The sequence below is a fragment of the Mycobacterium sp. 050272 genome (assembly GCF_039023525.1).
In the GTDB taxonomy this organism is placed as follows: Bacteria; Actinomycetota; Actinomycetes; order Mycobacteriales; family Mycobacteriaceae; genus Mycobacterium.
Genome location: NZ_JBCHKV010000001.1, coordinates 470984 through 497343, shown reverse-complemented (window position 1 = coordinate 497343; position 26360 = coordinate 470984). Strand labels below are relative to the sequence as shown.

The following is a 26360-nucleotide window of genomic DNA, read 5'->3' as shown; positions in this document are numbered from 1 at the left end:
CAACGCATATATTGCAAGACCTAGAACCAGCGGCTCCAGAAGCGGGTCAGCGAGTTGCCGGCGCTGGCCAGCAGGTGCGGCACCCCGGAGAAGTCGAAGAACCAGTCCACGACCGCGAACAGCCACTGGTTGACCGCGGGCGCCAGCAGCAGGAACAGCAGAATGAACACGCCGTACTGCTTGGCCGGCGCGACGGCGCGCTGCGTCTCCGGGCTCAGGTGCGGTTCCAGGGCGTCATAGCCGTCCAGCCCGGGGACAGGTAGCAGGTTCAGCACCACCGCCATGATCTGCAACAGACCCAGAAACGCCACGCCCGCCCACAGCACCCAGTGCTCCGGGTCGAAGAACAGCCGGGTCAGCGTCAGCAGCAGCACCGCCAGCACCAGGTTGGCGGCCGGGCCGGCCAGGCTGACCAGGGTGCGGCGCACCGGCGACATGAACCAGGTGCGCACGTACACCGCGGCGCCGGGCAGGCCGATCCCACCAAGGGCGATGAACACCATCGGCAGCAGCAGCGACAGCCCGGGATGGGCGTAGCGCCGCGGGTCCAGCGTCAGGTAGCCGCGGACCTCCTCGTCGTGGTCGCCGAACCGCCACGCGGTCGCCGCATGGCCGAATTCGTGTAGGCACAACGAAACCAGCCAGCCGGCGACCACGAAGATGAACACCCCGGCGTAGGACATCGGCTTCACGGTCGTCCCGGACAGCCAGGCCAGCACACCGCCAACGGCTGTCAATGCGACCAGTGCCAAGAAGATTGGGCTCGGCCGCACCGATGTGTGCCCGTGTGAGTCCACCGGTCGAAACTACCGGACCAGCAACCAGCCTTCGACGTGACGGTAGAACGTCGATCGCCGCGCCGGGCGGGGCGCGGCGACACCGTCGCGCACCACCAGCACGCCGGTGCTGCCCAACTGGACGGCACGCCCGGCCACCCAGCGGCGCCAGCGTGCGTGCACCGCGGCGCGCAATCCCGGCACCGCGAGCGTCGGCTCGATGTACGCGCCGATGATGTCGCCGTCGAACAGCTGCGTGTCGTCGACGACGGCCTCGCCGTGGATGTGCCGTTGGTCGCCGGGCGGCTGCCAGCCGGCGCGGCCGACGATGACCGCGCCGGTCTCGTCGCGCACCAAGGTGACCCGCCGGGGTGTGCCGCGCCGGGCCCGGCGTACCGCTCGCCGGCCCGCCGGCAAGCGGTAGACGCGGGTGGCGCGAGTACGGCGACGCGGCACGTAGGCCACTTCGACGTCGAGTCGCTCGGCGCGCAGCAGCCGGCTCAGCACGGCGGCCAGCTCGGCGTCGTCGCCGAGCACGATTAGCCGTCGATAGGGCCCGATCGCGGCGTCGATGTCGGCCGGGTTCCCGACCCGATGGTCGGGCAGGCGGTGCAGCGGACCAGGCGGTCGCCGGTCGCCGAACCACAACACGGCCATGTCGGCCGTGTCCGTGGCGATATTCATGGGCTCCTCGCGACCTGCTGGGCTTGAGCAAATTTGCCCGGTTCCTCAGCGGGCCGAAAGACGCCCGCATCGTCACCGGACTAAGGTAGGTCCCCGGCTGGACCACAATAAGCAGGCGAGACCAGGCGGGAGCATGTCATGCCGGCAATCGTCCTCATCGGCGCCCAATGGGGCGACGAGGGCAAAGGTAAGGCCACTGACCTGCTCGGTGGGCGCGTGCAGTGGGTGGTGCGTTACCAGGGCGGCAACAACGCCGGGCACACCGTCGTATTGCCCACCGGGGAAAACTTTGCGCTACATCTGATTCCGTCGGGCGTGCTGACGCCCGGGGTCACCAACGTCATCGGCAATGGCGTGGTGATCGATCCCGGCGTGCTGCTCGACGAGCTCAAGGGCCTGCAGGATCGCGGTGTGGACACCACGAAACTGCTGATCTCCGCCGACGCGCATTTGCTTCTGCCCTACCACGTGGCCATCGACAAGGTCACCGAGCGCTACATGGGCAACAAGAAGATCGGCACCACTGGCCGTGGCATCGGACCGTGCTATCAGGACAAGATCGCCCGTCAGGGCATCCGGGTCGCCGACGTGCTCGATCCCGAGCAGCTGACCCAAAAGGTCGAGGGTGCCCTGGAACTCAAGAACCAGATCCTGGTCAAGATCTACAACCGTAAGGCGCTGGATCCGCGGCAGGTGGTCGATGCCCTGTTGAAACAGGCCGAGGGTTTCCAGCACCGCATCCGCGACACCCGGCTGCTGCTCAATACCGCGCTGGAGGCCGGCGAGACCGTTCTGCTGGAGGGCTCGCAGGGCACGCTGCTCGACGTCGACCACGGCACGTATCCCTATGTGACGTCCTCGAATCCGACCGCGGGCGGCGCGGCCGTCGGGTCCGGCATCGGCCCGACCCGGATCACCACGGTGCTGGGAATTCTCAAGGCCTACACGACGCGGGTGGGCTCGGGCCCGTTCCCGACCGAATTGTTCGACGAGAACGGCGAATACCTGTCCAAGACCGGCGGTGAATTCGGGGTCACCACCGGCCGACGCCGGCGCACCGGCTGGTTCGACGCCGTCATCGCCCGCTACGCCACCCGCGTCAACGGCATCACCGACTACTTCCTGACCAAGCTCGACGTGCTGTCCAGCCTGGAAACCGTGCCGGTGTGCGTCGGCTACCGCGTCGACGGCGTGCAGACCGACGAAATGCCGATGACGCAAAGCGATTTGCACCGCGCCGAGCCGATCTACGAAGAACTGCCCGGCTGGTGGGAAGACATCTCGGCGGCCCGCGAGTTCGACGACCTGCCCGCCAAGGCGCGTGACTACGTTTTGCGTTTGGAAGAGCTTGCCGGAGCACATGTTTCGTGCATCGGCGTCGGGCCGGGACGGGACCAGACCATCGTGCGCCGCGACATCCTGGCGGCGCACTAGTGAGCGAACCCGATCCAAAAGAACTCGATCCCGAATACGAACACCACGGCGGCTTTCCCGAATACGGCCCGGCCACCCCGGGCCCGGGATTTGGCCGGTTCGTGGCGGCCATGCGCCGATTGCAGGACCTCGCCGTCTCCGCCGACCCGGCCGACGACATCTGGGACGACGCGGCCGATCGGGTGGTTGCGCTGACCGAGTTGCTGGGGCCGTTTCAGGCACAGGTTGAAGGTCAGGCGCCGGCGGGCCGCACGCCCGGTCTACCCGGCATGGGCAGCTTGCTGCTGCCGCCGTGGACGTTGACCCGCTATTCGCCCGACGGCGTCGAGATGACGGGCCATTTCACCCGTTTCCACGTCGGCGGCAACTACGCGGTGCACGGCGGTGTGCTGCCGCTGTTGTTCGACCACATGTTCGGGATGATCTCCCACGCCGCGGGACGCCCAATCAGCCGCACGGCCTTCCTGCACGTCGACTACCGCAAGGTCACGCCGACCGACGTGCCGTTGCTGGTGCGCGGGCGAGTCACCAGCACCGAGGGCCGCAAGGCGTTCGTCTCCGCCGAATTGGTCGACGGCGACGAGACGCTGCTGGCCGAGGGCAACGGTCTGATGGTGCGGTTATTGCCCGGTCAGCCCTGACGCGCGCCCGTAGCATGCAGTTGTGACCGAAGGACGACGCGAGACCGCAGGCGTGCCCCGGGTGTTGTTGCTGGGTTCCGGCGAACTCAGCCGCGAGCTGACGGCCGCGCTGCGACGCCTGGGCGCGGAGGTTCATCAGCACTCGGACATGGACAGCGTGTCGGGGGTGATCGACCGGCTACAACCCGACTTCGTGGTGACCGCCGCCGGCCCGGTCTCCGTCCCGGCGATCGAGGCGCTCGCGGCCCGCTCCGACAATGACAGCATCGAATTGGTGCCCAACATGCGCACCGTCCGGTTGACCAACGACCGGGAGGGCCTGCGCAGGCTGGCCGCCGACCAGCTGGGTCTGCCCACCGCGCCGTTCTGGTTCGCCGGCTCGCTCGACGACCTCAAGGCGGTGGCCGCACACGGGGGCTACCCGTTGCTGGTCGAGCCGCTGGGCGGGACGGCCGGGCGCTCGATGGTGTCCGGGCCCGACGACATCGAGCCGGCATGGCGGCGGGCGACGGGGCAGGCCGAGCAGCCGCGGGTGTTGGCCGAAACGGTAGTGGAGGTCGAGTTTTACGTCACGCTGCTCGCAATCCGCAGCGAGGGCCCGAACGGGCCGGTGATCGAGTTCTGTTCGCCGATCGGGCACCGTCGCGCCGAACCCGACGTGCTGGAATCCTGGCAGCCCCAGGATCTGAGCCCGGCGGCCCTCGATGCCGCCAAATCGATCGCCGCGCGCATCGTCAAGGCGCTCGGCGGCCGCGGCGTATTCGGTGTCGAATTGATGATCAACGGCGACGAGGTGTACTTCTCCGACGTGAGCGCCGTTCTGCCGCAAAGCGTCTGGGTGACTGTGCGCAGCCAGCGGATTTCGGGATTCGAGCTGCAGGCCCGGGCGATTCTCGGGCTGCCGGTGGATGTCCTGATGATCTCTCCGGCCGCCGCGCGCACGTGTCATCCGGCGCCCACCGCCGAGGCGCTGACCGCGGCGCTGGCCGTGCCGGAAAGCGACCTTCGCATATTCGATCCGGGGCCGGGACCGCGGCGCGGGGTCGCGCTGGCCACCGCGCCGGATGTGGCATCCGCCCGTGACCGGGCCCGCGACGTGGCCACCGCGGCGTCCAAGGGACGTTAACTAGACTCACCAGAATGAGCTACGCAGGAGATATCACGCCGCTTGAGGCATGGAAGTTGCTCAGCGACAACCCGCAGGCGGTCTTGGTCGACGTGCGCACCGATGCCGAGTGGCGGTTCGTCGGGGTGCCGGACTTGTCGAGCCTCGGCCGCGATGCGGTCTTCATCGAGTGGAACACCTCGACCGGGCACAACAACAACTTCCTGGCCGAACTTAAGGACAAGCTTCCCGCGCAGGCGGGACCGGTGGTCTTCCTGTGTCGCTCAGGCAACCGTTCGATCGGTGCCGCCGAGACCGCGACCGAGGCGGGCATCGAGCCGTCCTACAACATCCTCGACGGTTTCGAGGGCAACCTCGACGCTCAGGGACATCGGGGTGAAACCGGTTGGCGGGCAGTCGGACTGCCCTGGAAGCAGCAATGACCGACGTTCCGTCGGTTCGCATTCCGAAGGCACTGCCCGACGGCGTCGGCCAAGCCACCATCGGCGTGCGCGGGGGGCTGTTGCGGTCCGAGTTCGACGAGACCGCCGAGGGGATGTTTTTGACCTCGGGCTACGTCTACCCGTCGGCGGCGTCGGCCGAGCAGGCGTTCTCCGGCGAGCTGGACCGCTTTGTGTATTCGCGCTACGGCAATCCGACCGTGTCGATGTTCGAGGAACGGCTGCGGCTGATCGAGGACGCGCCGGCGGCGTTCGCGACGGCCAGCGGCATGGCCGCGGTATTCACCTCGCTGGGCGCGCTACTGGGCGCCGGTGATCGATTGGTGGCCGCGCGCAGCCTGTTCGGATCGTGCTTCGTGGTGTGCAACGAGATCCTGCCGCGCTGGGGTGTGGAGACCGTCTTCGTCGACGGCGACGACCTCGCCCAGTGGGAACAGGCACTATCGGTGCCCACCCAGGCGGTGTTCTTCGAGACGCCGTCGAACCCGATGCAGTCGCTGGTGGATATCGCCGCGGTGACCGAGCTGGCGCATGCTGCGGGTGCAAAAGTGGTGCTGGACAACGTCTTTGCCACTCCGCTTCTGCAGCAAGGCTTTCCGCTCGGGGTTGACGTGGTGGTGTACTCCGGCACCAAGCACATCGACGGCCAGGGCCGAGTGCTCGGTGGTGCCATCCTCGGCGATCGCGAATACATCGACGGCCCGGTGCAGAAGCTGATGCGGCACACCGGCCCGGCTATGAGTGCATTCAACGCCTGGGTGCTGCTGAAAGGCCTTGAGACACTGTCGGTTCGGGTGAATTACAGCAATGCCTCGGCGCAGCGGATCGCGGAGTTCCTGCAAGAGCATCCGGCGGTGAGTTGGGTGCGCTACCCGTTCCTGACATCGCACCCGCAGTACGACCTGGCCAAGCGTCAGATGTCCGGTGGCGGAACGGTGCTCACCTTCGAGCTCAACGCGCCCGGCGGGGCCAAGGAGCGGGCCTTCGAGGTGCTGGACAAGCTGCGGCTGATCGACATCTCGAACAACCTCGGTGACGCCAAATCGCTTGTCACGCACCCGGCGACGACCACACATCGGGCGATGGGGCCGGAAGGGCGCGCCGCGATCGGTCTTGGTGACGGCGTCGTCCGCATCTCGGTCGGCCTGGAGGACACCGACGACCTGATCGCCGACATCGACCAAGCCCTGAGTTAGCCGGCTCGCTGCTCGGCGGTCTGGCGTTCGGCTTCGGTCATCGCTTCTTGCGTTTGTGCTTCCATCCAGTTCGTGACGACTCGGGCGTACATCATCTGGTTGGTGATGGCCATCTGGCTGCGCCCGTCGCCCAAGAAGGTGATGAACCAGGCGATCACGGTGGTGAACCGGTTCTTGAAGCCGACGAGGTAGAGCAGGTGCAACCCCAGCCAGGCCAGCCAGGCGATGAAGCCGCCGAATTCGAGCTTGCCGACCTGCGCGACGGCACTGAATCGCGAGATGGTGGCCATGCTGCCCTTGTCAAAGTAGTTGAAGGGCTTGCGGTTTGCCGGATCGTCGGTGCCCTTGACCATGTGCTTGATCAACGTCGCCGCGTAATGCGCGCCCTGAATCGCGCCCTGGGCCATGCCGGGCACGTCGGGCACCGACATCAGGTCCCCGACCACGAAGACGTTCGGATGGCCCTTGATGGTCAGGTCGGGTTCGACGACCACCCGTCCGGCCCGGTCGACCTCGGTGCCGTCGGACTGGTCGGCGAGGATCTTGCCCAGCGAGCTGGCCTGCACGCCCGCGGCCCACACCTTGCACGCGCATTCGATGCGCCGCTTCGTGCCGTCCTTCTCCTTGATCGTGAGGCCCAGGTAGTCCACGTCATCGACCATCGCGTTCAGCTGGACTTCGACCCCCATCTTTTCCAGCCGCTGTTGCGCTTTGAGGCCCAGCTTCTCGCCCATCGGCGGCAAGACCGCGGGCGCGGCGTCGAGCAGGATCACCCGGCAATCGCGGGGCTCGATGGTACGAAACGCCTGCTTGAGGGTGCGGTGGGCAAGTTCCTTGATCTGGCCCGCTACTTCGACACCGGTGGGTCCCGCGCCGACCACGACGAAGGTCAGGCGGCGTTGCCGCTCGACGGGATCGTCGGTGAACTCGGCGGCCTCGAACGCACCGAGAATCCGGCCGCGCAGCTCGAGGGCGTCGTCGATGGTCTTCATGCCGGGCGCGTATGTCGCGAACTGGTCGTTGCCGAAGTAGGACTGCTGGGCACCGGCCGCCACGATCAGGCTGTCAAACGGTGTCACCGTCTCCATGCCCATCAGCTTCGACGTCACGGTGCCGGCGGTCAGGTTGATGTCGTAGACCTCGCCCAGCAGCACCTGCACGTTTTTCTGCCGCTGCAGGATCAACCGGGTCGCGGGCGCGATCTCGCCTTCGGACAAGATGCCGGTGGCCACCTGATACAGCAGCGGCTGGAACAGGTGAGTGGTCGTCTTGGAGATCAGGGTGACGTCGACGTCGGCGCGCTTGAGCGCCTTGGCCGCATTCAGCCCCCCGAAGCCACTTCCGATGACGACGACGCGATGGCGCGACATGATTCTCCTTCAGGTCCGGTGATCCGTCTGGCTCCTACAGTCTCCGCAGCGCATCTCCACCGTACGACTTCAGCGGGATGAACGTTGGGTGTGGGCCGGGACCGCGCTGGTGACGGCGCCGTCGAGGCGTCGCCACTAAAGACCGGTTCGGACCTTGATCTGTTGCGTGACGGCACCGTCGGCCAGGGCTGCGGTGCCCGAACGGGTGGCGTTCCAATGCGAGCTCCGATCACCGCGCTGTGTCTCCCGGACCAGTTCGGCGTGCTCCAGCACCTGCATCGCCTCGCCTACCAGCGCATATAACTTCTCCGCCGGCCGTGCCACCTTGTTGGCGCCGCGGTGCCGGCGCAGGAGCCAGCTGACAAGCTGCAGCGTGTGAACATCCTTGCCGTGCCGGGGTCCGTCCGGGCCGAACGCCGACATGAGCTCTGCGGCCAAGTCCGCCGGCGACAGCACCATCAGTGACTCGAAGTCACCTGGTGCGGCCTTGTCCACCGCGTGGTGGTCTCTTTTTCCGAACAGTGACAACGCAAACTCCTCCTGGATGCCCGGATCCCGCCTGGTTCGGCGGCCGCGCGGCAAGTACACCCGGGGCCCATTGACTACCGATCCCAAGAATCAGCGTCCTGCGCGGCGCGGGATGTCCGCGTCATCGCCAATGACGAGCGGGGCCCGCTCAACCGAGTAGTGTCCGTCCCAGCGGCGTATTCGGGAGCGATCAATGAAGCAATTTGTCTTGGGCGCAGCGGTTGTCGCGCTGTCAGTCGGCGCACTGATTACCTCGGCGCCCCCGGCCGGCGCCGGCTGCCAGTTGGGCGGCGTCGTGCTCAGCAAGTGCGACGGACCCGTCCAGCCCGACGGCACCTGGCAACGCTGCGTCGTGTTTCCTCCCGCCGGCGGGCGTGACGGCTCGCCGGTTTACGTCACCAACACGAACTGCCAGACGCTGGGTCCCGACCAACATCCGGCAGGTCTCGCTTTCAATGACCCACCGACGCACATCGACGACTAAGACCTACTCCGCGCCGTAGCGGGTCCCGGCCGGCAGCGGGCGCCGTCTCCCGTGTTTCACCGGCAGTCGAACCTCATTTCACGCCACGTCGAAAAGTCTCAACGCATAGGGAAATTCACGCTAGAATGAAACTCTTATGCCGAAAAAATCGATGACACCGGGGCCCCGAGATGAACGGGGGGTGCTCGCGGCGCGGATCACGGCGGCCGCCCGCGACGAGTTTGCCCAACACGGCTGGGCGGGCACCACGATCCGCGCGGTCGCGCGGGGGGCCGACGTCGACCCCGCGCTGGTCTACCACTACTTCGGGTCCAAGGAAGGCCTGCTGGACGCGGCGACGAACCCGCCGCAAAAGTTTCTGGAGAATGTCGCTACAGTGTGGACCACGCCCGTCGATCGGCTGGGCGTCGCGCTGATCACCTTTTTGCTGGGCGCCTGGGCCGACGACGAAGTAGCGCCCACCTTGCGGGCCATCCTGCAGACTGCCGCGCACGAACCGGCCACCCACGAGAAGCTGCGCCGGATCGTCGAGGGCAGCCTGATGGGCGTATCGAACCTCGGTGTCGACGAACGCGACCGGATGATCCGCAGCGGGCTTGTCTCGACACAGATGATGGGGTTCGCGCTGATGCGCTACGTCTGGAGGATCGAGCCGATCGCCTCGATGACCGAGGGCGAGGCGATCGCGGCGATCGCCCCCAATCTGCAGCACTACGTCAGTGGTGACCTGACGGGCTAACCGGCGTTCTCACCGACCTCAGAGCTACCTCTTAAGCCCTGCCCACCTGCGGCTGCCATCGTCTGACCATGAAGCACGTTGCGCCGTATGCGATTATCGGCGTCCTCGCGGCCACCGGATCGGTGCTGACCGCGCCGACGGCGAAGGCTGACATCTCGCTGTATTGCCGGCCGGGATGCTGGGGCGCAATCGCGGCGTCGCAGTCGACCGGCGAGGAATCAATCCGCACCGGCTACACGACTCAGCAAAAGGCCGAGGACGCCGCGGTGATGTGGTGTGACGTGATCGGTAAAACCAACGACTGCCAGGTGGTCATCTCGGGGCTGGGCTGTTTGTCGATCGCGGAGAGCCCCGACGGGAAAACGCTGGCGGGCCGCCAAGCCTTCACCCAAGACGCGGCCGATGCCGCGGCGCGCGACGGCGCGGGACCGGGTTCGATCATCGACCTCAACGGCTGCAGCGGCTGGTGAGTACCGGGCTCATGGCCACGGCGAGGCGGAGCTCTTGTAGTTGCCGTTGAGCGCGGTGCAGAAGTCGGAGTTCGTGCCGGCCAGCAACACGATGAAGTCGCCGCCCTTGTCGTTGAATGTCTGTGGGGGATAAGCCCATCCGCTGTTGCACATTTGGGTGGGGCTGCCCATCGATGGCCGGCGCCAGTTGGACATCTCGCACGCTTTCATGGCGGCGACGTCGGGGTAGGCGCTCTTGGCGATCACGAGCATCGCGCCTCCCCATTTCCCGTCGTTGCGGCGATAGCCACGAGCGCCGAACCCGGCGTTGTTCTTCTGGCACCCCAGCGCGCGCTGCAGCGCCATGAACGGCAGGGCGAGGTCGCGATCACTGATACCGGCTGCGGCCGCGATGAATTGCGCCGCGTCGGGACCGTCGACTTCCTGGACGTTCGGATCGCCCAGGCTCTTGAGTTGCTGCGACATCTGCGACGCGGCGCCCCCGCCACCGATGATCGGCCCGCCATTGGTGGCTGTCATGGGCGGCAGCGTGCCAGTGGGATCGGCGACGGCGGTCGGCACCGCCAACGCGCCCAGCGCCAGCGTGGCCGCGGCGATAGCGAGAATCCGCATACCTCAAACTCCTTCGCTCATCTCCCCGGTGGCATCGGTGGGGCCGCGTTCGGGGCCATCACCGCGCCGATCTTGCGGAACAGTATGTCGGCCTGATTACTGTAGTTGCCCTGGTCGTCGAATGCTTCCGGAGCGTAGGTGACCGCCACGGCGATCGCGATCTTCTGGGCCGGCAGATAGGCCTCGACACCCGCGCAGCCGGAGAACAACGGGTTCTGCATCAACCAGTCGCCGGAGACGATGATGCCCAGGCCGTAGGTGTAGCCCTCGCTTTGGTCGAAGCAGGTTGGGCAGCCGGGTTGGGCGTGGGTCTTGCCGCGCAGCGCCGTCGACACCATCCTCTGGTACGACTCGCCCGAGAGTAGCTTGCCCGAGCCGATCCCAACGGCGGTGGCTTCCATGTCGTCGATGGTGGTGGTCTCAATGGCGCCATGGGTGATCGTCCAGGACGGATTCCAGTAGGTGGACTCTTCGTAAAACGGTGTTCCCGCAGGGATTTTCAGCGCCTGGCGCCGTTCGGAGCTGAATGTGTGCAAGACGGGCCACGGGATTTCGGCCGTCTCGGCGTTGGCGGTGTGCTTGAGGCCGAGCGGGCCCAGCACCTCGTTGGCCAGCAGCGTCGGCATGTCTTGGCCGGTGGCCTTCTCCAGCGCCAGGCCCAGCAACACGTAATTGGTGTGCGCGTAATTCCAGTTGGTTCCCGGCTCGTAGAGCAGCGGGCGCCCGGAGATCTGGGCCAAGATGTCTTGAGTTGTCCACTGCTGGAACGGATTTGCGTATGATTCGTTGGCGAATTGTTCGTTGCCGATGACGTAATCCGGATAGCCCGACGTCATCTGCGCCAGCTGCCCCAGGGTGACTCGTCCGGAATTGGGGAAGTCGGGCAGCCATTTCGACAACCGGTCATCAAGGCTCAGCTTCTTCTGGTCGACCAGCTTGAGCAGCAACGTCGAGACGTAGGAGATCGCGACCGCGCCGTTGCGGAAGTGCATGTCGGTGGTGGCGGGCACCCCGGTCATCGAATCGCCGACGGCCCGGGTGAGCACCTCCTTGCCGTCCACCGTGACGCGAACGATCACGGCCTTCAGGTGCGCCTGCGTCATGAAGTTTCCGACCACCCGCAGCACGGCATCGGCCTTGGCCTGGTCCGCGGAGTCCGCGTGCGGCGGCGTCGACGCCGACTTGGGCCCACAGCCGGCCACCACCAGGCAGGCGATCACCAGCCAGGTGAGGGGGCGCAGCTGCCGCAGGCGCATCAGCGGAAGGCGTCGCTACCGGTGAATGCCTGGCCGAGCACCAGCTGGTGCATCTCGGGGGTGCCTTCGTAGGTCAGCACCGACTCCAGGTTGACCATGTGCCGGATCACCGGAAACTCCAGCGATATTCCGTTGCCGCCCAAGATGGTTCGGGCGGTCCGGCAGATCTTGAGCGCCTCACGGGTGTTGTTCAGCTTGCCGAAGCTGACCTGTTCGGGGCGCAGCCCGACGCTGTCCTTGAGGCGGCCCAGGTGCAGCGAGAGCAGCTGTCCCTTGTGCAATTCGACGGCCATGTCGACGAGTTTGGCCTGGGTCAACTGGAATCCGGCGATCGGCCGGCCGAACTGGGTGCGCTGCGTGGCGTATTCGAGCGCGGCCTGCCACGCGGACCGGGCCGCGCCCATCGATCCCCAGATGATGCCGTAGCGCGCCTCGGACAGACATGACAGCGGCCCGCGCAGCCCCTTGGCGTCGGGCAGCATCGCGTCGGCGGGCAGTCGCACGTCGTCGAGCACCAGCTCACTGGTGATCGAGGCCCGCAGCGACAGCTTGTGGTGAATTGTGTTGGCGGTGAAGCCCGCGGTGCGGGTCGGGACGATGAAGCCGCGGATCCCGTCGTCGGTGTTAGCCCACACCACCGCAACGTCGGCGACCGAACCGTTGGTGATCCACATCTTGCGGCCGTTGAGCACCCAGTCCGAACCATCGCGTCGTGCATGGGTTTTCATCGCCGCCGGATCGGATCCGGTATCGGGTTCGGTGAGCCCGAAACAGCCCAGCAGCTCACCGGCGGCCATGCCGGGCAGCCACTGCTGCTTTTGCTCCTCGGAGCCGAAGTTCCAGATCGCGAACATCGCCAGTGATCCCTGCACCGAGACCATCGACCGCACCCCGGAGTCGGCGGCCTCCAGCTCGGTACACGCCAGGCCGTAATGCACCGACGAGGACCCACCGCATCCGTAGCCCTCCAAGTGCATACCGAGCAACCCCAGCTCACCGAACTGCTTGCCCAGTTGGCGCACCGGCAGGTCACCGATTTCGAACCACTCCGCGACGTACGGGATGACATGCTCGGCGCAGAATTTCCGGACCGTGTCGCGCACCGCGATCTCGTCGCTGGACAGCGACGCGTCCAGCCCAAGCGGGTCTTCTCGGTTGAACGCGGGAGGTTTGTGTGTGCTCATACCAGTCAGCCTGCCACCGCGTCCGACGCGAAGAACAGCCTCCGGTGCAGCCCGGTAGTCTCGCTCTATGCAACGGCTGGGGTGGCTGGCCTACCTGTTGTCAGACGTGGTGGGCGTTTTGGTGTTCTGCGCCGTGGGACGCCGCAGTCACGAGGAGGGGCTCAACCTCGCCGGCATCGCGACGACGGCCTGGCCGTTTCTCACCGGCACCCTGATCGGGTGGCTGGTGTCCCGGGGGTGGCGGCGTCCCACCGCCGTTGCACCTACCGGGGTGATCATCTGGTTGTGCACCGTGGTGATCGGCATGGTGTTGCGCAAAGCGACCTCCGCGGGAGTGGCCGCGAGTTTCGTGGTGGTCGCGGCGACGGTCACCGCGCTGCTGTTACTCGGTTGGCGGCTGGCCGTCGGACTATCGTTGCGGCGCCGCTCCGACATCTGATGGCACGGACCGACGGCGATGCGTGGGGTCCCGACGGCGGCGTCGGCCTGACCGCGACGTTCGGCGCGGTCGCGCGGGCACTGGCCACCACGAAGGGTCTGGTCAACGACCCGTTCGCCGAGCAGTTGGTGCGCGCCGCGGGGGTGGGGTACTTCACCCGGATGCTCGACGACCAGCGGTACGTCGACGACGGCGGCGACAATGCGATCATGACCGGGCTCATCAGCCTGCTCGGGGCGCACACCCGATTCCTGGATGAATTCCTCGCCGAGGCCGGACGGGCGGGCATCGCCCAGGTGGTGATCCTGGGCTCGGGCCTGGACACCCGGCCGTATCGGCTCTGGTGGCCGGCCGGTACCACGGTGTATGAGATCGATCAGCCGGACGTCATCGACTTCAAGACCGCCGTGTTGCGCCGGCTGGACGCAGAACTGACCGCGCACCGCCGGGCGGTCGGCGTCGACCTGCGCCGCGATTGGTTGACGGCGCTGCACCGGTCGGGGTTCGATGCCGCCCAACCCACGGCGTGGGTGGCCGAGACGTTGCTGATCGGGTTCCTGCCTCCCGACGGACAGAGCCGGTTGCTTGACGATGTCTCGGCCGTCAGTGCGCCCGGCAGCCGGTTCGCCTGCGATCACATGCCCACCTGGTCCTCCTTCCAGCTGGAGGCCGCGCAGACGTTCGTCAACACCTGGCGCCGATTCGGCCTCGACGTCGACCTTGCCGGACTGACCTACCCCGGCGAATATCGCCCGGTCCCGCGGTATCTGGCCGACCACGGCTGGCAGACCGCCGAACGAAATGTCGCCGATTTGTTCAGTGCGATCGGAATGGGCACCCGCTGGCGCGGCACCCCCGCTGACAACGCGATTACGCCTCGATACCTCACTGCCGCACGATCGGCCGGGCCCGGGGCTCGACCCGGCCGGAATGCATCCAACTGATAGGCGTTAGAGGTGAGGTGATGTCCAAGACCCAGCTTCGGTTTGTGCCGGCCGCGTTGGACGACGCGTTGGCGCAGCCATTGCTGGCCGAGCTGGCCGTCGAGTACGCGCAGCGTTACGACAGCACACCACCGACGGTGTTGGCGTGGCTCAAGGACAACCCCACCGACGAGTTCGCGCCACCGGACGGGGGCATGTTGATGGGCCTGCTGGATGGCCGCCCGGTGACCGGCGGCGGATTTCGCCGCTTCGACGCCGAGACGGCCGAGCTCAAGCGAATCTGGACCGACAGCGAGCATCGTCGCCGCGGTTACGCGATGGCGCTGCTGGCCGAGCTCGAGGCCGCGATCGCCGCACGCGGCTACCGGCGGGTCTATCTGATGACCGGCAACCGTCAGCCCGAGGCCGAGCAGCTGTATCAGGCCACCGGATACATCCGGCTCGACCAGCCGTTGCCGTCCGAAGGGCCGGTCTTCCCGATCGCTTTCGAAAAGTGGCTGACATGACCGGCTTACTGCATCTGGGCGTCGCGCTGGACGGATACGGCTGGGACCCGCAGGCGTGGCGAGCCACCTTGGCGGCCAACCCCAACACCCCATCGCAGCTGAGCGGACGCTACTGGGCCGGCCTTGCGGCCACCGCCGAGCGCGGGCTGCTCGACTTCCTCACCGTCGACGACACCCTGATGCCGCAGCCCGGTCGCCGCGAGCGGATCGACCCGCGACGGCTGGCCGGCCGTGGCGACGCCGCCCTGGTCGCCGCGCGCATCGCACCCGCGACCCGGCACATCGGGCTGATCCCGGTGGCGACGGTGACCCATACGGAGCCGTTCCATATCTCCAAATCCATTGCCACGCTTGACTATGTCGCGCACGGCCGGGCCGGTTGGCAGCCTCGCGTCAGCTCCACCACGCACGAGGCGGCGTTGTTCGGCCGCCGTGACGGATCGCTGGAGGGCCTGTTCGAGGAGGCCGCCGACTATGTCGAGGTGGTGCGCCGGCTCTGGGACAGCTGGGAGGACGACGCGATCGTCCGCGACGTGTCGACCGGCCGCTACGTCGACATCGACAAGCTGCACTACATCGACTTCAGCGGGAAGTTCTTCTCCGTCAAGGGGCCGTCGATCACACCCCGGCCGCCGCAGGGCCAGCCGGTCGTGGCGGTGCTGGCCCACCAACGACCGGTTTACGAATTCGCCTCTACCAGTGGCGATCTCGTTTTCATCACGCCAAAGGACGAGGCCTCGCTGCGCGGCATTCTGGACGAGGTGGCCGCTGCCGGCGGTGCGCGGCTGAAGGTCTATGCCGACGTCGTGGTGTCCTTTGGGGGCGATGGCGACCCGCGCTCCGATGCGCTCAACTTCACCGGCAGCCCAACGGATTTGGTGGACTTGCTGCTCGATTGGCAGCGCCTCGGCATCGACGGTGCGCGGTTGCGACCCGCCGTCAACGCCGCCGATCTGCCGGTGATCGTCGACGAGGTAGTTCCGTTGTTGCAGCGTGCCGGCCGCTTCCGGGAGGCCTATCAGGAGGGCGAGACGCTGCGGGCCCGGCTCGGCCTGCCGGTCGCGCCCAACCGATACGCGGCGGTCCGGCAATGAACGTTGCGCTGTCCATCCTCGACCTCTCGCCGATCAGCGCCGGAAGCGACGTGGCGACGGCGCTGCGCAACACCGTCGAACTGGCCCAACGTGCCGAAGACTGGGGCTTTCGCCGCTACTGGGTGGCCGAACATCACTTCGTCGGTGTCGCCAGTGCGGCGCCCGCTGTGTTGATCGGACAAATCGCGGCTGCTACCAACAGGATTCGGGTAGGCGCCGCCGCGGTGCAACTGGGCTATACCACCGCCGTCGCGGTGGTCGAAAACTTCGGCATGCTGGAAGCGTTCTATCCCGGACGCATCGACCTCGGTATCGGCCGGTCCGGGCAGCGCCGCAGGGAAGATCAGCAGCCCACGAAGCCGAAGGAACCCCGTCCGCCGCGGATGTGGCACGAGGTGGACGGCGTCGTCGTTCCGACTCCCTTCGACCTGCGCGGGCTGCTCGATCTCGAACAGTTGCAGGCCACGATGGGGATCCTGCAGCAGCCGGAGGCCGTATCCCCGGACTTCGCCGAACAGGTCGACGACATTCTCGCCCTGCTCGAAGGCACCTACCGCGCCGGTAAATTCGACGTGCATGCCGTGCCAGGCGAGCGAAGCGGATTGCGGCCGTGGGTCTTCGGCAGCACCCGGGGACAAAGCGCACGGGTGGCCGGTGCCCTGGGGTTGCCGTTCGTGGCGAGCTACCACATCACGCCGGCCACCGCCCTCGAGGCGATCGAGGCTTACCGCGACGCGTTTGTGCCGTCGCCGGCGTTGGCCGAACCCTACGTGGTGGTGTCGGCCGACATCGTGGTGGCCGACGACTCCGACACCGCTAGGCACCTGGCCGCCGGGTACGGCCATTGGGTGTACTCGATCCGCAGCGGCATAGGTGCCATGCCTTATCCCGAACCTGGCAGCTGCCCGCCCCTGACCGACGAGCAGTTCGATCTGGTAAAGGATCGATTGGCAACACAATTTGTCGGTGATCCCGACGAGGTGGCCGAGCGGCTCGAGGCACTGCAGCGGGTGACCGGCGCCGACGAACTCGTGATCACCTCGGTGACGCACCGGTTCGAGGATCGGTTGCGGTCGCACGAGCTGATCGCCAAACGCTGGGGTCTGACGCAATGAACATCAGAAACGGTAAGCACCGCAAGCCGATTCATCTGGCCGCCCACTTCCCGGGTGTCAACAACACCACGGTGTGGACCGATCCCAGCGCGGGCAGCCAGATCGAGTTCGACTCGTTCGTACACCTGGCCCGCACCGCCGAGCGCGGGCTGTTCGACTTCTTCTTCCTGGCCGAAGGGCTGCGGCTGCGCGAACACCGCGGCCGGATCTACGACCTTGATGTCGTTGGGCGTCCGGACACCTTTGCGGTGCTGGCCGCGCTGGCCGCTGTCACCGACCGGATCGGGCTGACCGGTACGATCAACACCACCTTCAACGAACCATTCGAGGTGGCAAGGCAATTCGCTACCCTCGACCACCTGTCCGACGGCCGCGCCGGCTGGAACATCGTGACCTCGTCGGACGCCTTCACCGGCGCCAACTTCCGCCGTGGCGGCTTCCTGAAGCACGCCGACCGGTACCGGCGGGCCGAGGAGTTCCTCACGGTCACCCGCCGATTCTGGGACAGCTGGGAAGCCGATGCGGTGCTCGCCGATATCGAAAGCGGTACCTACGTTGACCCTTCCCGGATTCACGCCGTCGAGCACCGGGGCCCCGACTTCGACGTCCGGGGCTTCGGCACCCTGCCGGTCGGGAGGCAGGGGCATCCGATCCTGCTGCAGGCCGGTGACTCCGACGAGGGGCGGGCGTTCGGTGCCCGGTACGCCGATGCGTTCTTCACCCTGCACGGCTCCTTGGAGGACGGTCGGCGCTATTACGCCGACGTCAAGGGCAAGGCCGTCGCATCGGGTCGAGATCCCAACCAGCTCAAGGTTTTTCCGGCCGCGACCTTCGTTCTCGGCGACACCGACGCCGAGGCGCAGGACAAGGCGCACCACATCCGCTATCAACAGGTCAGCGGCGCTACGGCAATCGCGATGCTGGAGCAGGTATGGGGCCGTGAGCTCTCCGACTTCGACCCCGACGGGCCGCTGCCCGAATTCGATCCGGTCGTCGACAGCGACATCACCCAGGGCAGGGTCCGCCACGTCGACCCGGTGAAGGTGGCCGGCGGGTGGCGCGAACGCTCTAAGGCCGAGAAGCTGTCGATCCGTGAGCTGATCATCGCGGTCACCAGCCGGGAACAATTCGTCGGCACCGCATCCCGGATCGCCGAGGAGATCGACAGATACATCCAGGCCGACGCCTGCGACGGGTTCATCCTCGTCCCGCATCTGACGCCGCACGGCCTCGACGAATTCGTCGACCGGGTGGTGCCGCTACTGCAGGAACGCGGTGCGTTTCGCAGCGAGTACACCGGCGAGACGCTGCGAGATCACTTGGGGCTCAGCGAGTTCGCGGCGCATACATGATGACGGCCACGCCCAACAGGCAGATCAGCGCGCCGGCGACATCCCAGCGATCGGGGCGGAATCCGTCAAAACCCATGCCCCACAGCAGCGATCCGGCGACGAAGATGCCGCCGTACGCGGCCAGGATGCGACCGAAGTGGGTGTCGGGCTGCATGGTGGCGACAAAGCCGTAGCCGCCCAGCGCGATCACGCCCCAGCCCACCCATATCCAGCCGCGGTGTTCGCGCACTCCCTGCCACACCAGCCAGGCGCCGCCGATCTCGAACAGTGCGGCCAGGACGAACAACGCGATCGACTTGGCGATGGTCACAACGCGCCGGCTTTTTCCAGCGCCGCATTGGTCGCTTCGCGGATCGGGCCGCGCCACAGCGGGCCGTGACCGGGCACCAGCACCTCGGTCTCCAATAACGCCAGCGCCGAAAGCGTTCGGATGCAATCCTGCTGGCTGTAGCTGAAGATCGCCGGCAGCAGCTGCGGCCCGCCGTGCCGTATCAGCGGGTGCCCGGTGATCAGCGCGTCGCCGCTGGCCAGCACACCGTCGACGAGGTAGGAGCAGTGGCCGTTGGTGTGGCCGGGGCTGAAAACGGGTCTGGGGTGGCCCGGCAGCGCCGCGGCGATTTCGGGCGTCAACGGCTGGGTGGTCGGAATCCCGTCGCGGATCAGGCCGCCGCTGCGCACCACGTGCGCCGTCCACACCGCCCACCGGGGCCGCCAGATGCGCAATGCCAGATCGATCACCGAGACCTGTTCGAGGTACTCGCGCTTGGCGTGGCCGACTTCGTCGGCGTGGCAGTAGACCGCAGTGCCGTGCTCGGCGGCGAACCAGATCGCCGAGCCCAGATGGTCGATGTGAGCGTGCGTCAGCAGGATCGCGCGCACGTCGCCGACGCCGTAGCCGAGCGCTTTCAGCGAGGCCAGCACGGCTGCCCGGTCACCGGGATAGCCGGCGTCGATCAGCATGACGCCGGTGTCGTCGGTGACCAGCGTCCAGTTGACGGCCTCGCCCTGGGCGAGGTGCACGGTGTCGGTGACTTGAACAAGTGTTGGCGCTGCTGCCATGCCCAACACTGTAGGAGTAGAAAGAACGGGTGGCTGAACTGAAACTTGGATACAAAGCGTCTGCTGAACAATTCGCCCCGCGCGAGCTCGTCGAACTGGCTGTGGCCGCCGAGGCGCACGGCATGGACAGCGCCACCGTCAGTGACCACTTCCAGCCGTGGCGGCACAAGGGCGGACACGCCCCGTTCTCACTGGCCTGGATGACCGCGGTCGGCGAGCGCACCGAGCGGCTGGTGCTGGGCACGTCGGTGCTCACCCCGACCTTCCGGTACAACCCTGCCGTCATCGCTCAGGCCTTCGCGACGATGGGTTGCCTGTACCCGAACCGCATCTTCCTGGGCGTCGGCACCGGCGAGGCGCTCAACGAGATCGCCACCGGATACGAGGGCGAGTGGCCGGAGTTCAAGGAGCGCTACGCGCGGCTGCGCGAGTCGGTGAAACTGATGCGCGAACTGTGGCTCGGCGACCGGGTCGATTTCGAGGGCGAGTTCTACAAAACCAAGGGCGCCTCGATCTACGACGTGCCCGAGGGCGGTATCCCGATCTACATCGCGGCGGGCGGACCGCAGGTGGCCAAGTACGCCGGGCGCGCCGGCGACGGGTTCATCTGCACGTCCGGCAAGGGTGAGGAGCTCTACAAGGACAAGCTGATCCCCGCGATGCGCGAGGGTGCCGAAGCGGCGGGCAAGAACCCGGACGACATCGACCGGATGATCGAGATCAAGATCTCCTACGACACCGACCCCGAACTGGCCCGGGAGAACACCCGGTTCTGGGCACCGCTGTCGCTGACCGCCGAGCAGAAGCACTCCATCGACGACCCGATCGAGATGGAGAAGGCCGCCGACGCGCTGCCGATCGAGCAGATCACCAAGCGCTGGATCGTGGCGTCGGATCCCGACGAGGCGGTCGCCAAGGTCAAGGACTACATCGACTGGGGCCTGAACCACCTGGTGTTCCACGCGCCCGGCCACGACCAGCGCCGGTTCCTGGAGCTGTTCGAAAAAGACCTTGCGCCCAGGCTGCGGCAACTTGGCTGATACCGCTCGACCTGCTTCGGGGATTTACATCGCGGCGCCCGAGCCCGAGACCGGCAAGTCGACGATCGCGCTGGGGCTGCTCAACCGACTGACGGCCATGGTCGCCAAAGTCGGTGTGTTCCGGCCGATTACCCGGCTCGGCGAGGATCGCGACTACATCCTGGAGCTGCTGCTGACCCGCGCCACCGCGGGCCTGCCCTACGAGGAGTGCGTCGGCGCCACCTATCAGCAAATCCATGCCGATACCGACGCGGCGATCGCCGGCATCGTCGACGCCTATCACGCGATGGCGCAGGCATGCGACGCGGTGGTGATCGTGGGCAGCGACTACACGGATATCGCCGGTCCCGCCGAACTGTCGGTCAATGCCCGCGTCGCGGTCAATCTCGGTGCGCCGGTGCTGTTGGCGGTGCGGGCCAAGGACCGCACCGCCGATCAGGTCGCCGGGGTCATCGAGGTGTGTCTTGCCGAGCTCGCCGCGCAGCGCGCCCACACCGCGGCGGTGGTGGCCAACCGATGTGATCCGGCCGAATTGGGTGCCGTTGCCGAAGCGCTGCACCGCTTCGCCCCGCCCAGTTATGTACTGCCGGAAGATCCGTTGCTCTCGGCGCCGACGGTCGAGGAGTTGCGGCAGGCCGTGCACGGGACGCTGGTCAGCGGCGACGCCGAGCTGGTTCGGCGCGAGGTGATGGACGTACTGGTGGCCGGGATGACCGCCGACCACGTGCTGGAGCGGCTACGCGACGGCATGGCGGTGATCACCCCCGGTGACCGTTCCGACGTCGTGTTGGCGGCCGCCAGCGCCCATGCGGCCGAAGGGTTTCCGTCGCTATCCTGCATTGTGCTCAACGGCGGGTTCCAACTGCATCCGTCCATTGCGGCACTGGTCGCCGGGCTGCGCCTGCGGCTGCCGATCATCGGAAACGACCTGGGGACCTACGAAACGGCCAGGGCGGCAGCCTTGGCCCGCGGCCGCGTCACGGCAACTTCGCAACGTAAGATCGACACCGCAGTGGGGCTGATGGAGCGCCACGTCGATATCGCGGACTTGATTGCGCAGCTGGCGATTCCGATTCCCACGGTGACAACCCCGCAGATGTTCACCCACCAGCTCACGCAGCAGGCACGTGCCGATCGAAAGCACATCGTCCTGCCCGAGGGCAATGACGACCGCATCCTCAAGGCCGCTGGCCGGGTGCTGAAGCGCTGTGTCGCCGACCTCACGATCCTGGGTGACGAATCTCAAATCCGTTCGCGTTCAGCCGAACTCGGGGTCGACCTACACGAAGCCACGATCATCGACCCGTACCATGAACAGCTGTGCGATCAGTTCGCCGCGCAGTACGCCGAACTACGCAAGGCGAAGGGGATCACCGTCGAGCAGGCCCACGAGATCATGCACGACGTCTCGTATTTCGGGACCATGCTGGTGCACAACGGCATGGTTGACGGCATGGTGTCCGGCGCCGCGCATACCACCGCCCACACGGTTCGGCCGGCGCTCGAGATCATCAGGACTGTGCCGGACGTCTCGACGGTGTCCAGCATCTTCCTGATGTGCATGCCCGACCGGGTGCTGGCCTTCGGTGACTGCGCGATCGTCCCGGACCCCACACCCGAACAGCTCGCGGACATCGCGATCAGTTCGGCGCGCACCGCCGCGCGGTTCGGCATCGATCCGAAGGTGGCGATGCTGTCGTACTCCACCGGTGATTCCGGAACCGGGGTCGACGTCGACAAGGTCAGGAAAGCCACGGAATTGGTGCGCGCCCGGGATCCGCGGCTACTGGTCGAGGGGCCGATCCAGTACGACGCCGCGATCGAACCCTCGGTGGCCGCCACCAAGCTGCGCGACTCCGCGGTGGCCGGTCGCGCCACCGTGCTGATCTTCCCCGACCTCAACACCGGCAACAACACGTATAAGGCGGTGCAGCGCAGTGCCGGGGCCATCGCGATCGGTCCGGTGCTGCAGGGGTTACGCAAGCCGGTGAATGACCTGTCTCGTGGCGCGCTCGTCGAAGACATCGTCAATACCATTGCGATCACCGCGATCCAGGCGCAAGGTGTCGGGCATGGCTGAGCGCACAGTGCTGGTAATCAACTCAGGCTCATCGTCGCTGAAATTCCAACTACTGCAGCCTGATTCAGGAATCACTCGCGCACGCGGCGTAATTGGTGAGATCGGCGAGCCGTCCGGGCGGGCCGCCGATCACGAGGAGGCGCTGCGTCTGGCGTTTCACCAGCTGGCCGAGGATGGCATCGACCTGAAGTCGAGCGGCCTACTGGCGGTCGGCCACCGGGTCGTGCACGGGGGCAGCGATTTTTATCGCCCGACACTGCTCGACGACGAGCGGATAGCGGAGCTCGAGAAGCTTTCGGAGCTTGCACCGCTGCACAATCCGCCCGCGCTGCAGGGCATCAAGGTGGCACGCAAGCTGTTGCCGGACGTCGCGCACATCGCCGTATTCGATACGGCCTTCTTCCACCGATTACCGGCCGCGGCCGCGACGTATGCGATGAATCGGGAGCTTGCCGAGCGATATCGGATACGCCGCTACGGTTTTCACGGCACGTCGCATCGCTACGTGAGTGAGCAGGCCGCCGCCTTCCTGGGCGCCTCGCCGGACAGTCTGAACCAGATCGTGTTGCACCTGGGCAATGGAGCCTCGGCCTCGGCGATCGCCGCTGGCCGACCCGTGGACACGTCGATGGGCCTGACCCCGTTGGAGGGCCTGGTGATGGGCACCCGCAGCGGCGACATCGACCCCGGCGTCATCAGCTACCTGTGGCGCAGCGCAAACATGGATGTGGAGGCGATCGAGTCCATGCTCAACAACCGGTCGGGCGTTTGGGGCCTGGCCGGTGAGCGCGACTTCCGTCGGCTGCACGCGATGATCGAATCAGGGGATGGCTCGGCACAATTGGCGTACGACGTATTCATCCACCGGCTGCGTAAGTACATCGGCGCCTACCTGGCGGTGCTGGGGCACACCGATGTGCTGACGTTCACCGCCGGCATCGGCGAGAACGATGCTCGGGTGCGTCGCGATGCCGTGACCGGCCTCGATGAGTTGGGCATCGTGCTAGACGAGAGTCGCAACCAGTCCACAAACAAAGGTGCACGACGGATTTCGGCTGACCATTCGCCGATCGCCGTGCTCGTCGTCCCGACCGATGAAGAACTCGCGATCGCACGCGACTGCGCGGAGCTGTTGGCGAGCTAGAGGAGGCCCAGGCTGGTGCGGCCCGTCCCCACCGATGGCGTCGGGTCCGTCCCAACGGTTCGCTCGAGCAGCTCGTGGTAGATATCGCGAAAGTCGGTGGTAAACTTGAGATCTCCGCGGTCGAGGTTGGTGAGGCTGGGCTCTTCGCCGTAGAAGCCACCCTTGACGGGCACACCCGCGATGAAGACCGGGCCCGCGGTGCCGTGATCGGTCCCCTGTGACGCGTTGGCCGCCACGCGGCGGCCGAACTCCGAGTAGGCCATCAGCACTACATTGCGTCCGCGGCGATCTGCGGCCATGTCCCGCAGGAACGGGGTCAGCGCTTCGTCGAGTCTTTGCAGCAGACGCTGTTGGGTATCGCGCTCGTTGGCGTGGGTATCGAAGCCGCCCAGCGCAACCGTGTAGACCCGGGTCGGGACGCCGGCGCGTACCGCGGCGGCAACCGTATCCAGCTGTCCGGCCAGCGAATTATTCTCCTTAACAACGGTTTTGATCGCCCCGAATGCTCTACTGGTGGTGCGGCTGGCGCGATAGGCCTTGCGTACCGCCGCCATCGCCGGGGTGTCACCGGGGTCGTCGTTGCCCAGCGCGCTGATGATGGCGTCGAAGCGATCAGCTTGCTGCGCCGGCGCCCGCACCGGCGAAAGCGCTGCCGCCGTGTACTTTTCGCCAACCGCCAGCGGAGGAAGCACAGGCCCGATGTTCACCGCGCGCAACGGATCGTCGCCGGTGGCATCGAGCCAACGGCCGATCCATCCGGTCGAGACCGGTTCGGCGGGCGACGCCGTCTGCCAGATGTCCATCGACCGGAAGTGGCTGTGGTCGGGTTTCGGATAGCTCACACCGCGCACGATCGCGAGTTGGCCCTGGCCCCACAACTGAGCCAGGCCCTTCATCGCGGGGTTGAGGCCCAGCCGAGAATCCAGGTGCAACACCTCGCCCGGGGCATAGGCGAGCTCGGGACGGGAATCGTGGTAAGCATTGTCGGAGTAGGGAATTAGGGTGTTGATGCCGTCGTTGCCGCCGTAGAGCGTGACGACGACCAGCACCCCGGCACCGTCGGCGAGCGGCCGGTCCTCGGCGGCGCGCATCAGGTCGGGCCAGCCGACTGCGACCGCTCCGGAGAGCAGCCCGGCCGCGCCCACCCCGGCGCTGGCGATCAGGAATCTGCGGCGATTGATCTCGGACATGGCACTCTCGTCACGACGTCAGGTATTCGGGTGTGTTGACCGCGGCGGCGATCAACTGTGGGGGCTTGCGAACCAGGGGTTCGAGCGCGTCGGCGGATCGGTCCGACCAGGAGCCGATGCCGAGCCAGTAGCCGACGGCGTCGATGCGGTCGGCGGGGCTCACACTCTCGATGGCCGACAGGTCGCCGAGGTGTGCCAGCCGGGCGGCCGCGCGCATCCTCGCCTCGGCGCTCGCGGTCGTCAGCCATACCTGACCGCGCGGCCAGCCGCCGACGCTCGGCGGGTAGAACGGCCGCTGTCCAAGGGCTTTCAACGTGGCGTCGGCCATCTTCAGGACCTCCGGCTTGTCGACCGGAACCCGCAGCGCTCGCATCACACCGACCAGCCACTCGATCGGGGTGTTGACGACGGTCGCGCGGTTGGCGATGAACTCGTCGTCGGTCAGGATGGCCCGGGTCAGCGCACCTAGATCGCGCCCGGGACCGTAGGCGGAGACCAGCCGGCCGAGCACCTGGGGGGAGGCCGGTTCGTCGGAGGCCAGCTGCTGCCACAGCCGTCCGGCGACGAATTCCGCCGACTTCGGTTGCGCCAGCACGGTATCGCAGAATCCGGCGGCATCGAAATCGCGGGTGAGGCCGAACAGTGTTTTGCCGCCGGTGTCGTGGCGTTTGGGGGTCAGCGAGGTTTGGCCGTCGGGGTCGATCACCCAACCCGTCAACGCTCTGGCGCCGGCGCGTACGTCGTCCTCGGTGTAGCCGTTGCCATGGCCCAGCGCGAACAGCTCCATGAATTCGCGGGCGAGATTTTCGTTGGGCGCCTTGGCGGTATTGCTCTGTCCGTCCAGCCAGCGCAACATCGCGGCGTCGGTCAGCATCGCGTAGGCAAGCGCGCGGAAATCGCCCAGCGACAGGGTGCGCAGCTTATCGTTCTGTGCGGCCATCTGTGCGGCGGACCGGACCTTCTGTGCGGAGGTCGCAAAGTGGTTGTGCCACAGCACGGCCAGCTTCTCGTGCACCGGCTGTTGTACGTAAACCATGCGCCGCAACCACCAGTCCGACAGCATGCTCTCTTGTTCGGAGACTTGGTGGTTGAACTCTTTGCGGGCGGCCGGGGTCGCGCTCTTGCCCGGGGCGCGCAGCGGCTCCAGCCGCGGCATCGGGGTGGCGATCGCACCGGGATCCGTGGCGGGGTCACCGGCCAGCATGGCATCGAGGTAGCCGGGCCAGTCCCCGCGCAGTGCCGCGTCGACCTCGGGTCCCGTCACCCCGAAGCCGGCTCGGCGCAGCACGCGGGCCGCTGCGATCCACTGGCTGGACTGCCCTGGCATGAAATAACTGTGCGGCATGGAGCTATGAATCAGCTGTGCGTGCGGTGAACGTCTTCGAGCGTGCGTCCTGGGCGTCCAGTGTGCGCTCAGTGGTGAGTCTGTGGATAGCCGAAATCACGGCAGGCACCGA

At 66.8% G+C, this 26360-nt stretch carries 28 protein-coding genes; 17 read left to right on the top strand and 11 right to left on the bottom strand.

Features of this window, described 5'->3' with window-relative positions:
• Window positions 1-20: 20 nt before the first annotated feature.
• Window positions 21-797: a site-2 protease family protein gene (locus AAHS21_RS02505; RefSeq protein WP_342926128.1), complete on the bottom strand. Its 777-nt coding sequence runs from the start codon at window positions 795-797 to the stop codon at window positions 21-23.
• 9 nt (window positions 798-806) lie between these two features.
• Window positions 807-1460, bottom strand: a complete 654-nt coding sequence (locus AAHS21_RS02500; protein WP_342926127.1) for a peptidase M50 — start codon at window positions 1458-1460, stop codon at window positions 807-809.
• Between the two features lie 138 nt (window positions 1461-1598).
• Here AAHS21_RS02500 and AAHS21_RS02495 point away from each other — a divergent pair, with 138 nt between their 5' ends.
• The 5 genes from AAHS21_RS02495 to AAHS21_RS02475 are packed head-to-tail and all read left to right on the top strand — an operon-like array spanning window position 1599 to window position 6297.
• Window positions 1599-2894 (top strand): adenylosuccinate synthase, encoded by a 1296-nt coding sequence (locus AAHS21_RS02495; RefSeq protein ID WP_342926126.1) that lies wholly within the window; start codon window positions 1599-1601, stop codon window positions 2892-2894.
• Complete coding sequence (locus tag AAHS21_RS02490; protein WP_342926125.1) at window positions 2894-3535, top strand: PaaI family thioesterase; 642 nt, start codon at window positions 2894-2896, stop codon at window positions 3533-3535. Before AAHS21_RS02495 ends, AAHS21_RS02490 begins: the two co-directional genes overlap by 1 nt.
• A 22-nt stretch (window positions 3536-3557) precedes the next feature.
• Window positions 3558-4661, top strand: a complete 1104-nt coding sequence (locus AAHS21_RS02485; RefSeq protein ID WP_342926124.1) for an ATP-grasp domain-containing protein — start codon at window positions 3558-3560, stop codon at window positions 4659-4661.
• A 14-nt stretch (window positions 4662-4675) separates the two neighbouring features.
• The gene (locus AAHS21_RS02480; protein ID WP_342926123.1) at window positions 4676-5083 is read left to right on the top strand and encodes a rhodanese-like domain-containing protein; all 408 of its coding nucleotides are present in this window, start codon (window positions 4676-4678) and stop codon (window positions 5081-5083) included.
• Window positions 5080-6297 carry an O-succinylhomoserine sulfhydrylase gene (locus AAHS21_RS02475; protein ID WP_342926122.1) on the top strand — a complete coding sequence of 406 codons (1218 nt, stop codon included), beginning with the start codon at window positions 5080-5082 and terminating at the stop codon, window positions 6295-6297. Before AAHS21_RS02480 ends, AAHS21_RS02475 begins: the two co-directional genes overlap by 4 nt.
• On the opposite strand, the gene AAHS21_RS02470 is transcribed toward AAHS21_RS02475, so the two are convergent.
• A complete protein-coding gene (locus AAHS21_RS02470; protein ID WP_342926121.1) occupies window positions 6294-7667 on the bottom strand; it encodes an NAD(P)/FAD-dependent oxidoreductase in 1374 nt (457 codons plus the stop codon). The two genes, AAHS21_RS02475 and AAHS21_RS02470, sit on opposite strands and share 4 nt — an antisense overlap.
• Window positions 7668-7802: 135 nt before the next feature.
• On the bottom strand, window positions 7803-8195 hold the full coding sequence (locus AAHS21_RS02465) for a hypothetical protein (protein WP_342926120.1): 393 nt from the start codon (window positions 8193-8195) through the stop codon (window positions 7803-7805).
• A gap of 193 nt (window positions 8196-8388) precedes the next feature.
• Here AAHS21_RS02465 and AAHS21_RS02460 point away from each other — a divergent pair, with 193 nt between their 5' ends.
• The 3 genes from AAHS21_RS02460 (at window position 8389) to AAHS21_RS02450 (ending at window position 9888) form a co-directional block, all read left to right on the top strand.
• Complete coding sequence (locus AAHS21_RS02460) at window positions 8389-8679, top strand: hypothetical protein (RefSeq protein WP_342926119.1); 291 nt, start codon at window positions 8389-8391, stop codon at window positions 8677-8679.
• A gap of 136 nt (window positions 8680-8815) precedes the next feature.
• A complete protein-coding gene (locus tag AAHS21_RS02455; protein WP_342926118.1) occupies window positions 8816-9418 on the top strand; it encodes a TetR family transcriptional regulator in 603 nt (200 codons plus the stop codon).
• Window positions 9419-9486: 68 nt separating this feature from the next.
• Complete coding sequence (locus AAHS21_RS02450; RefSeq protein ID WP_342926117.1) at window positions 9487-9888, top strand: DUF4189 domain-containing protein; 402 nt, start codon at window positions 9487-9489, stop codon at window positions 9886-9888.
• A 9-nt stretch (window positions 9889-9897) separates the two neighbouring features.
• Here AAHS21_RS02450 and AAHS21_RS02445 read toward each other — a convergent pair whose 3' ends face one another.
• From AAHS21_RS02445 to AAHS21_RS02435, 3 genes are read right to left on the bottom strand one after another with little or no spacing between them, the layout of a single operon-like run.
• Complete coding sequence (locus AAHS21_RS02445) at window positions 9898-10500, bottom strand: hypothetical protein (RefSeq protein ID WP_342926116.1); 603 nt, start codon at window positions 10498-10500, stop codon at window positions 9898-9900.
• A gap of 17 nt (window positions 10501-10517) precedes the next feature.
• On the bottom strand, window positions 10518-11756 hold the full coding sequence (locus AAHS21_RS02440) for a serine hydrolase domain-containing protein (RefSeq protein ID WP_342926115.1): 1239 nt from the start codon (window positions 11754-11756) through the stop codon (window positions 10518-10520).
• Window positions 11756-12940, bottom strand: a complete 1185-nt coding sequence (locus tag AAHS21_RS02435; RefSeq protein ID WP_342926114.1) for an acyl-CoA dehydrogenase — start codon at window positions 12938-12940, stop codon at window positions 11756-11758. Before AAHS21_RS02435 ends, AAHS21_RS02440 begins: the two co-directional genes overlap by 1 nt.
• Before the next feature lie 67 nt (window positions 12941-13007).
• Between AAHS21_RS02435 and AAHS21_RS02430 the strand changes: the two genes are divergently transcribed.
• Genes AAHS21_RS02430 through AAHS21_RS02405 form a run of 6 tightly spaced genes read left to right on the top strand, consistent with a single transcriptional unit; the run spans window position 13008 to window position 18390 of the window.
• Complete coding sequence (locus AAHS21_RS02430) at window positions 13008-13379, top strand: DUF3054 domain-containing protein (protein ID WP_342926113.1); 372 nt, start codon at window positions 13008-13010, stop codon at window positions 13377-13379.
• Complete coding sequence (locus AAHS21_RS02425; protein WP_342926112.1) at window positions 13379-14323, top strand: SAM-dependent methyltransferase; 945 nt, start codon at window positions 13379-13381, stop codon at window positions 14321-14323. Before AAHS21_RS02430 ends, AAHS21_RS02425 begins: the two co-directional genes overlap by 1 nt.
• Window positions 14324-14343: 20 nt before the next feature.
• Entirely contained in the window at window positions 14344-14829 is a 486-nt protein-coding gene (locus tag AAHS21_RS02420) for a GNAT family N-acetyltransferase (protein ID WP_342926111.1), read from the top strand.
• Window positions 14826-15923, top strand: coding sequence for an LLM class flavin-dependent oxidoreductase (locus AAHS21_RS02415; RefSeq protein WP_342926110.1), 1098 nt, complete (start codon window positions 14826-14828; stop codon window positions 15921-15923). The genes AAHS21_RS02420 and AAHS21_RS02415 overlap by 4 nt, the downstream gene beginning before the upstream one ends.
• Window positions 15920-17038, top strand: a complete 1119-nt coding sequence (locus AAHS21_RS02410; RefSeq protein ID WP_342926109.1) for an LLM class flavin-dependent oxidoreductase — start codon at window positions 15920-15922, stop codon at window positions 17036-17038. Before AAHS21_RS02415 ends, AAHS21_RS02410 begins: the two co-directional genes overlap by 4 nt.
• On the top strand, window positions 17035-18390 hold the full coding sequence (locus AAHS21_RS02405; RefSeq protein ID WP_342926108.1) for an NtaA/DmoA family FMN-dependent monooxygenase: 1356 nt from the start codon (window positions 17035-17037) through the stop codon (window positions 18388-18390). The genes AAHS21_RS02410 and AAHS21_RS02405 overlap by 4 nt, the downstream gene beginning before the upstream one ends.
• On the opposite strand, the gene AAHS21_RS02400 is transcribed toward AAHS21_RS02405, so the two are convergent.
• Together AAHS21_RS02400 and AAHS21_RS02395 are read right to left on the bottom strand one after the other, a co-directional pair.
• The gene (locus AAHS21_RS02400; protein ID WP_342926107.1) at window positions 18365-18700 is read right to left on the bottom strand and encodes a YnfA family protein; all 336 of its coding nucleotides are present in this window, start codon (window positions 18698-18700) and stop codon (window positions 18365-18367) included. The two genes, AAHS21_RS02405 and AAHS21_RS02400, sit on opposite strands and share 26 nt — an antisense overlap.
• Window positions 18697-19449, bottom strand: coding sequence for an MBL fold metallo-hydrolase (locus AAHS21_RS02395; protein WP_342926106.1), 753 nt, complete (start codon window positions 19447-19449; stop codon window positions 18697-18699). The genes AAHS21_RS02400 and AAHS21_RS02395 overlap by 4 nt, the downstream gene beginning before the upstream one ends.
• 29 nt (window positions 19450-19478) lie before the next feature.
• Here AAHS21_RS02395 and fgd point away from each other — a divergent pair, with 29 nt between their 5' ends.
• Genes fgd through AAHS21_RS02380 form a run of 3 tightly spaced genes read left to right on the top strand, consistent with a single transcriptional unit; the run spans window position 19479 to window position 23713 of the window.
• The gene (fgd, locus tag AAHS21_RS02390) at window positions 19479-20489 is read left to right on the top strand and encodes a glucose-6-phosphate dehydrogenase (coenzyme-F420) (RefSeq protein ID WP_342926105.1); all 1011 of its coding nucleotides are present in this window, start codon (window positions 19479-19481) and stop codon (window positions 20487-20489) included.
• A complete protein-coding gene (gene pta / locus AAHS21_RS02385) occupies window positions 20482-22569 on the top strand; it encodes a phosphate acetyltransferase (RefSeq protein WP_342926104.1) in 2088 nt (695 codons plus the stop codon). Before fgd ends, pta begins: the two co-directional genes overlap by 8 nt.
• On the top strand, window positions 22562-23713 hold the full coding sequence (locus AAHS21_RS02380; protein ID WP_342926103.1) for an acetate kinase: 1152 nt from the start codon (window positions 22562-22564) through the stop codon (window positions 23711-23713). The genes pta and AAHS21_RS02380 overlap by 8 nt, the downstream gene beginning before the upstream one ends.
• Here AAHS21_RS02380 and AAHS21_RS02375 read toward each other — a convergent pair.
• Together AAHS21_RS02375 and AAHS21_RS02370 are read right to left on the bottom strand one after the other, a co-directional pair.
• Window positions 23710-24903, bottom strand: coding sequence for a DUF1501 domain-containing protein (locus AAHS21_RS02375; protein WP_342926102.1), 1194 nt, complete (start codon window positions 24901-24903; stop codon window positions 23710-23712). The genes AAHS21_RS02380 and AAHS21_RS02375 overlap by 4 nt on opposite strands.
• 10 nt (window positions 24904-24913) lie before the next feature.
• On the bottom strand, window positions 24914-26230 hold the full coding sequence (locus AAHS21_RS02370; protein WP_342926101.1) for a DUF1800 domain-containing protein: 1317 nt from the start codon (window positions 26228-26230) through the stop codon (window positions 24914-24916).
• Between the last annotated feature and the right edge of the window lie 130 nt (window positions 26231-26360).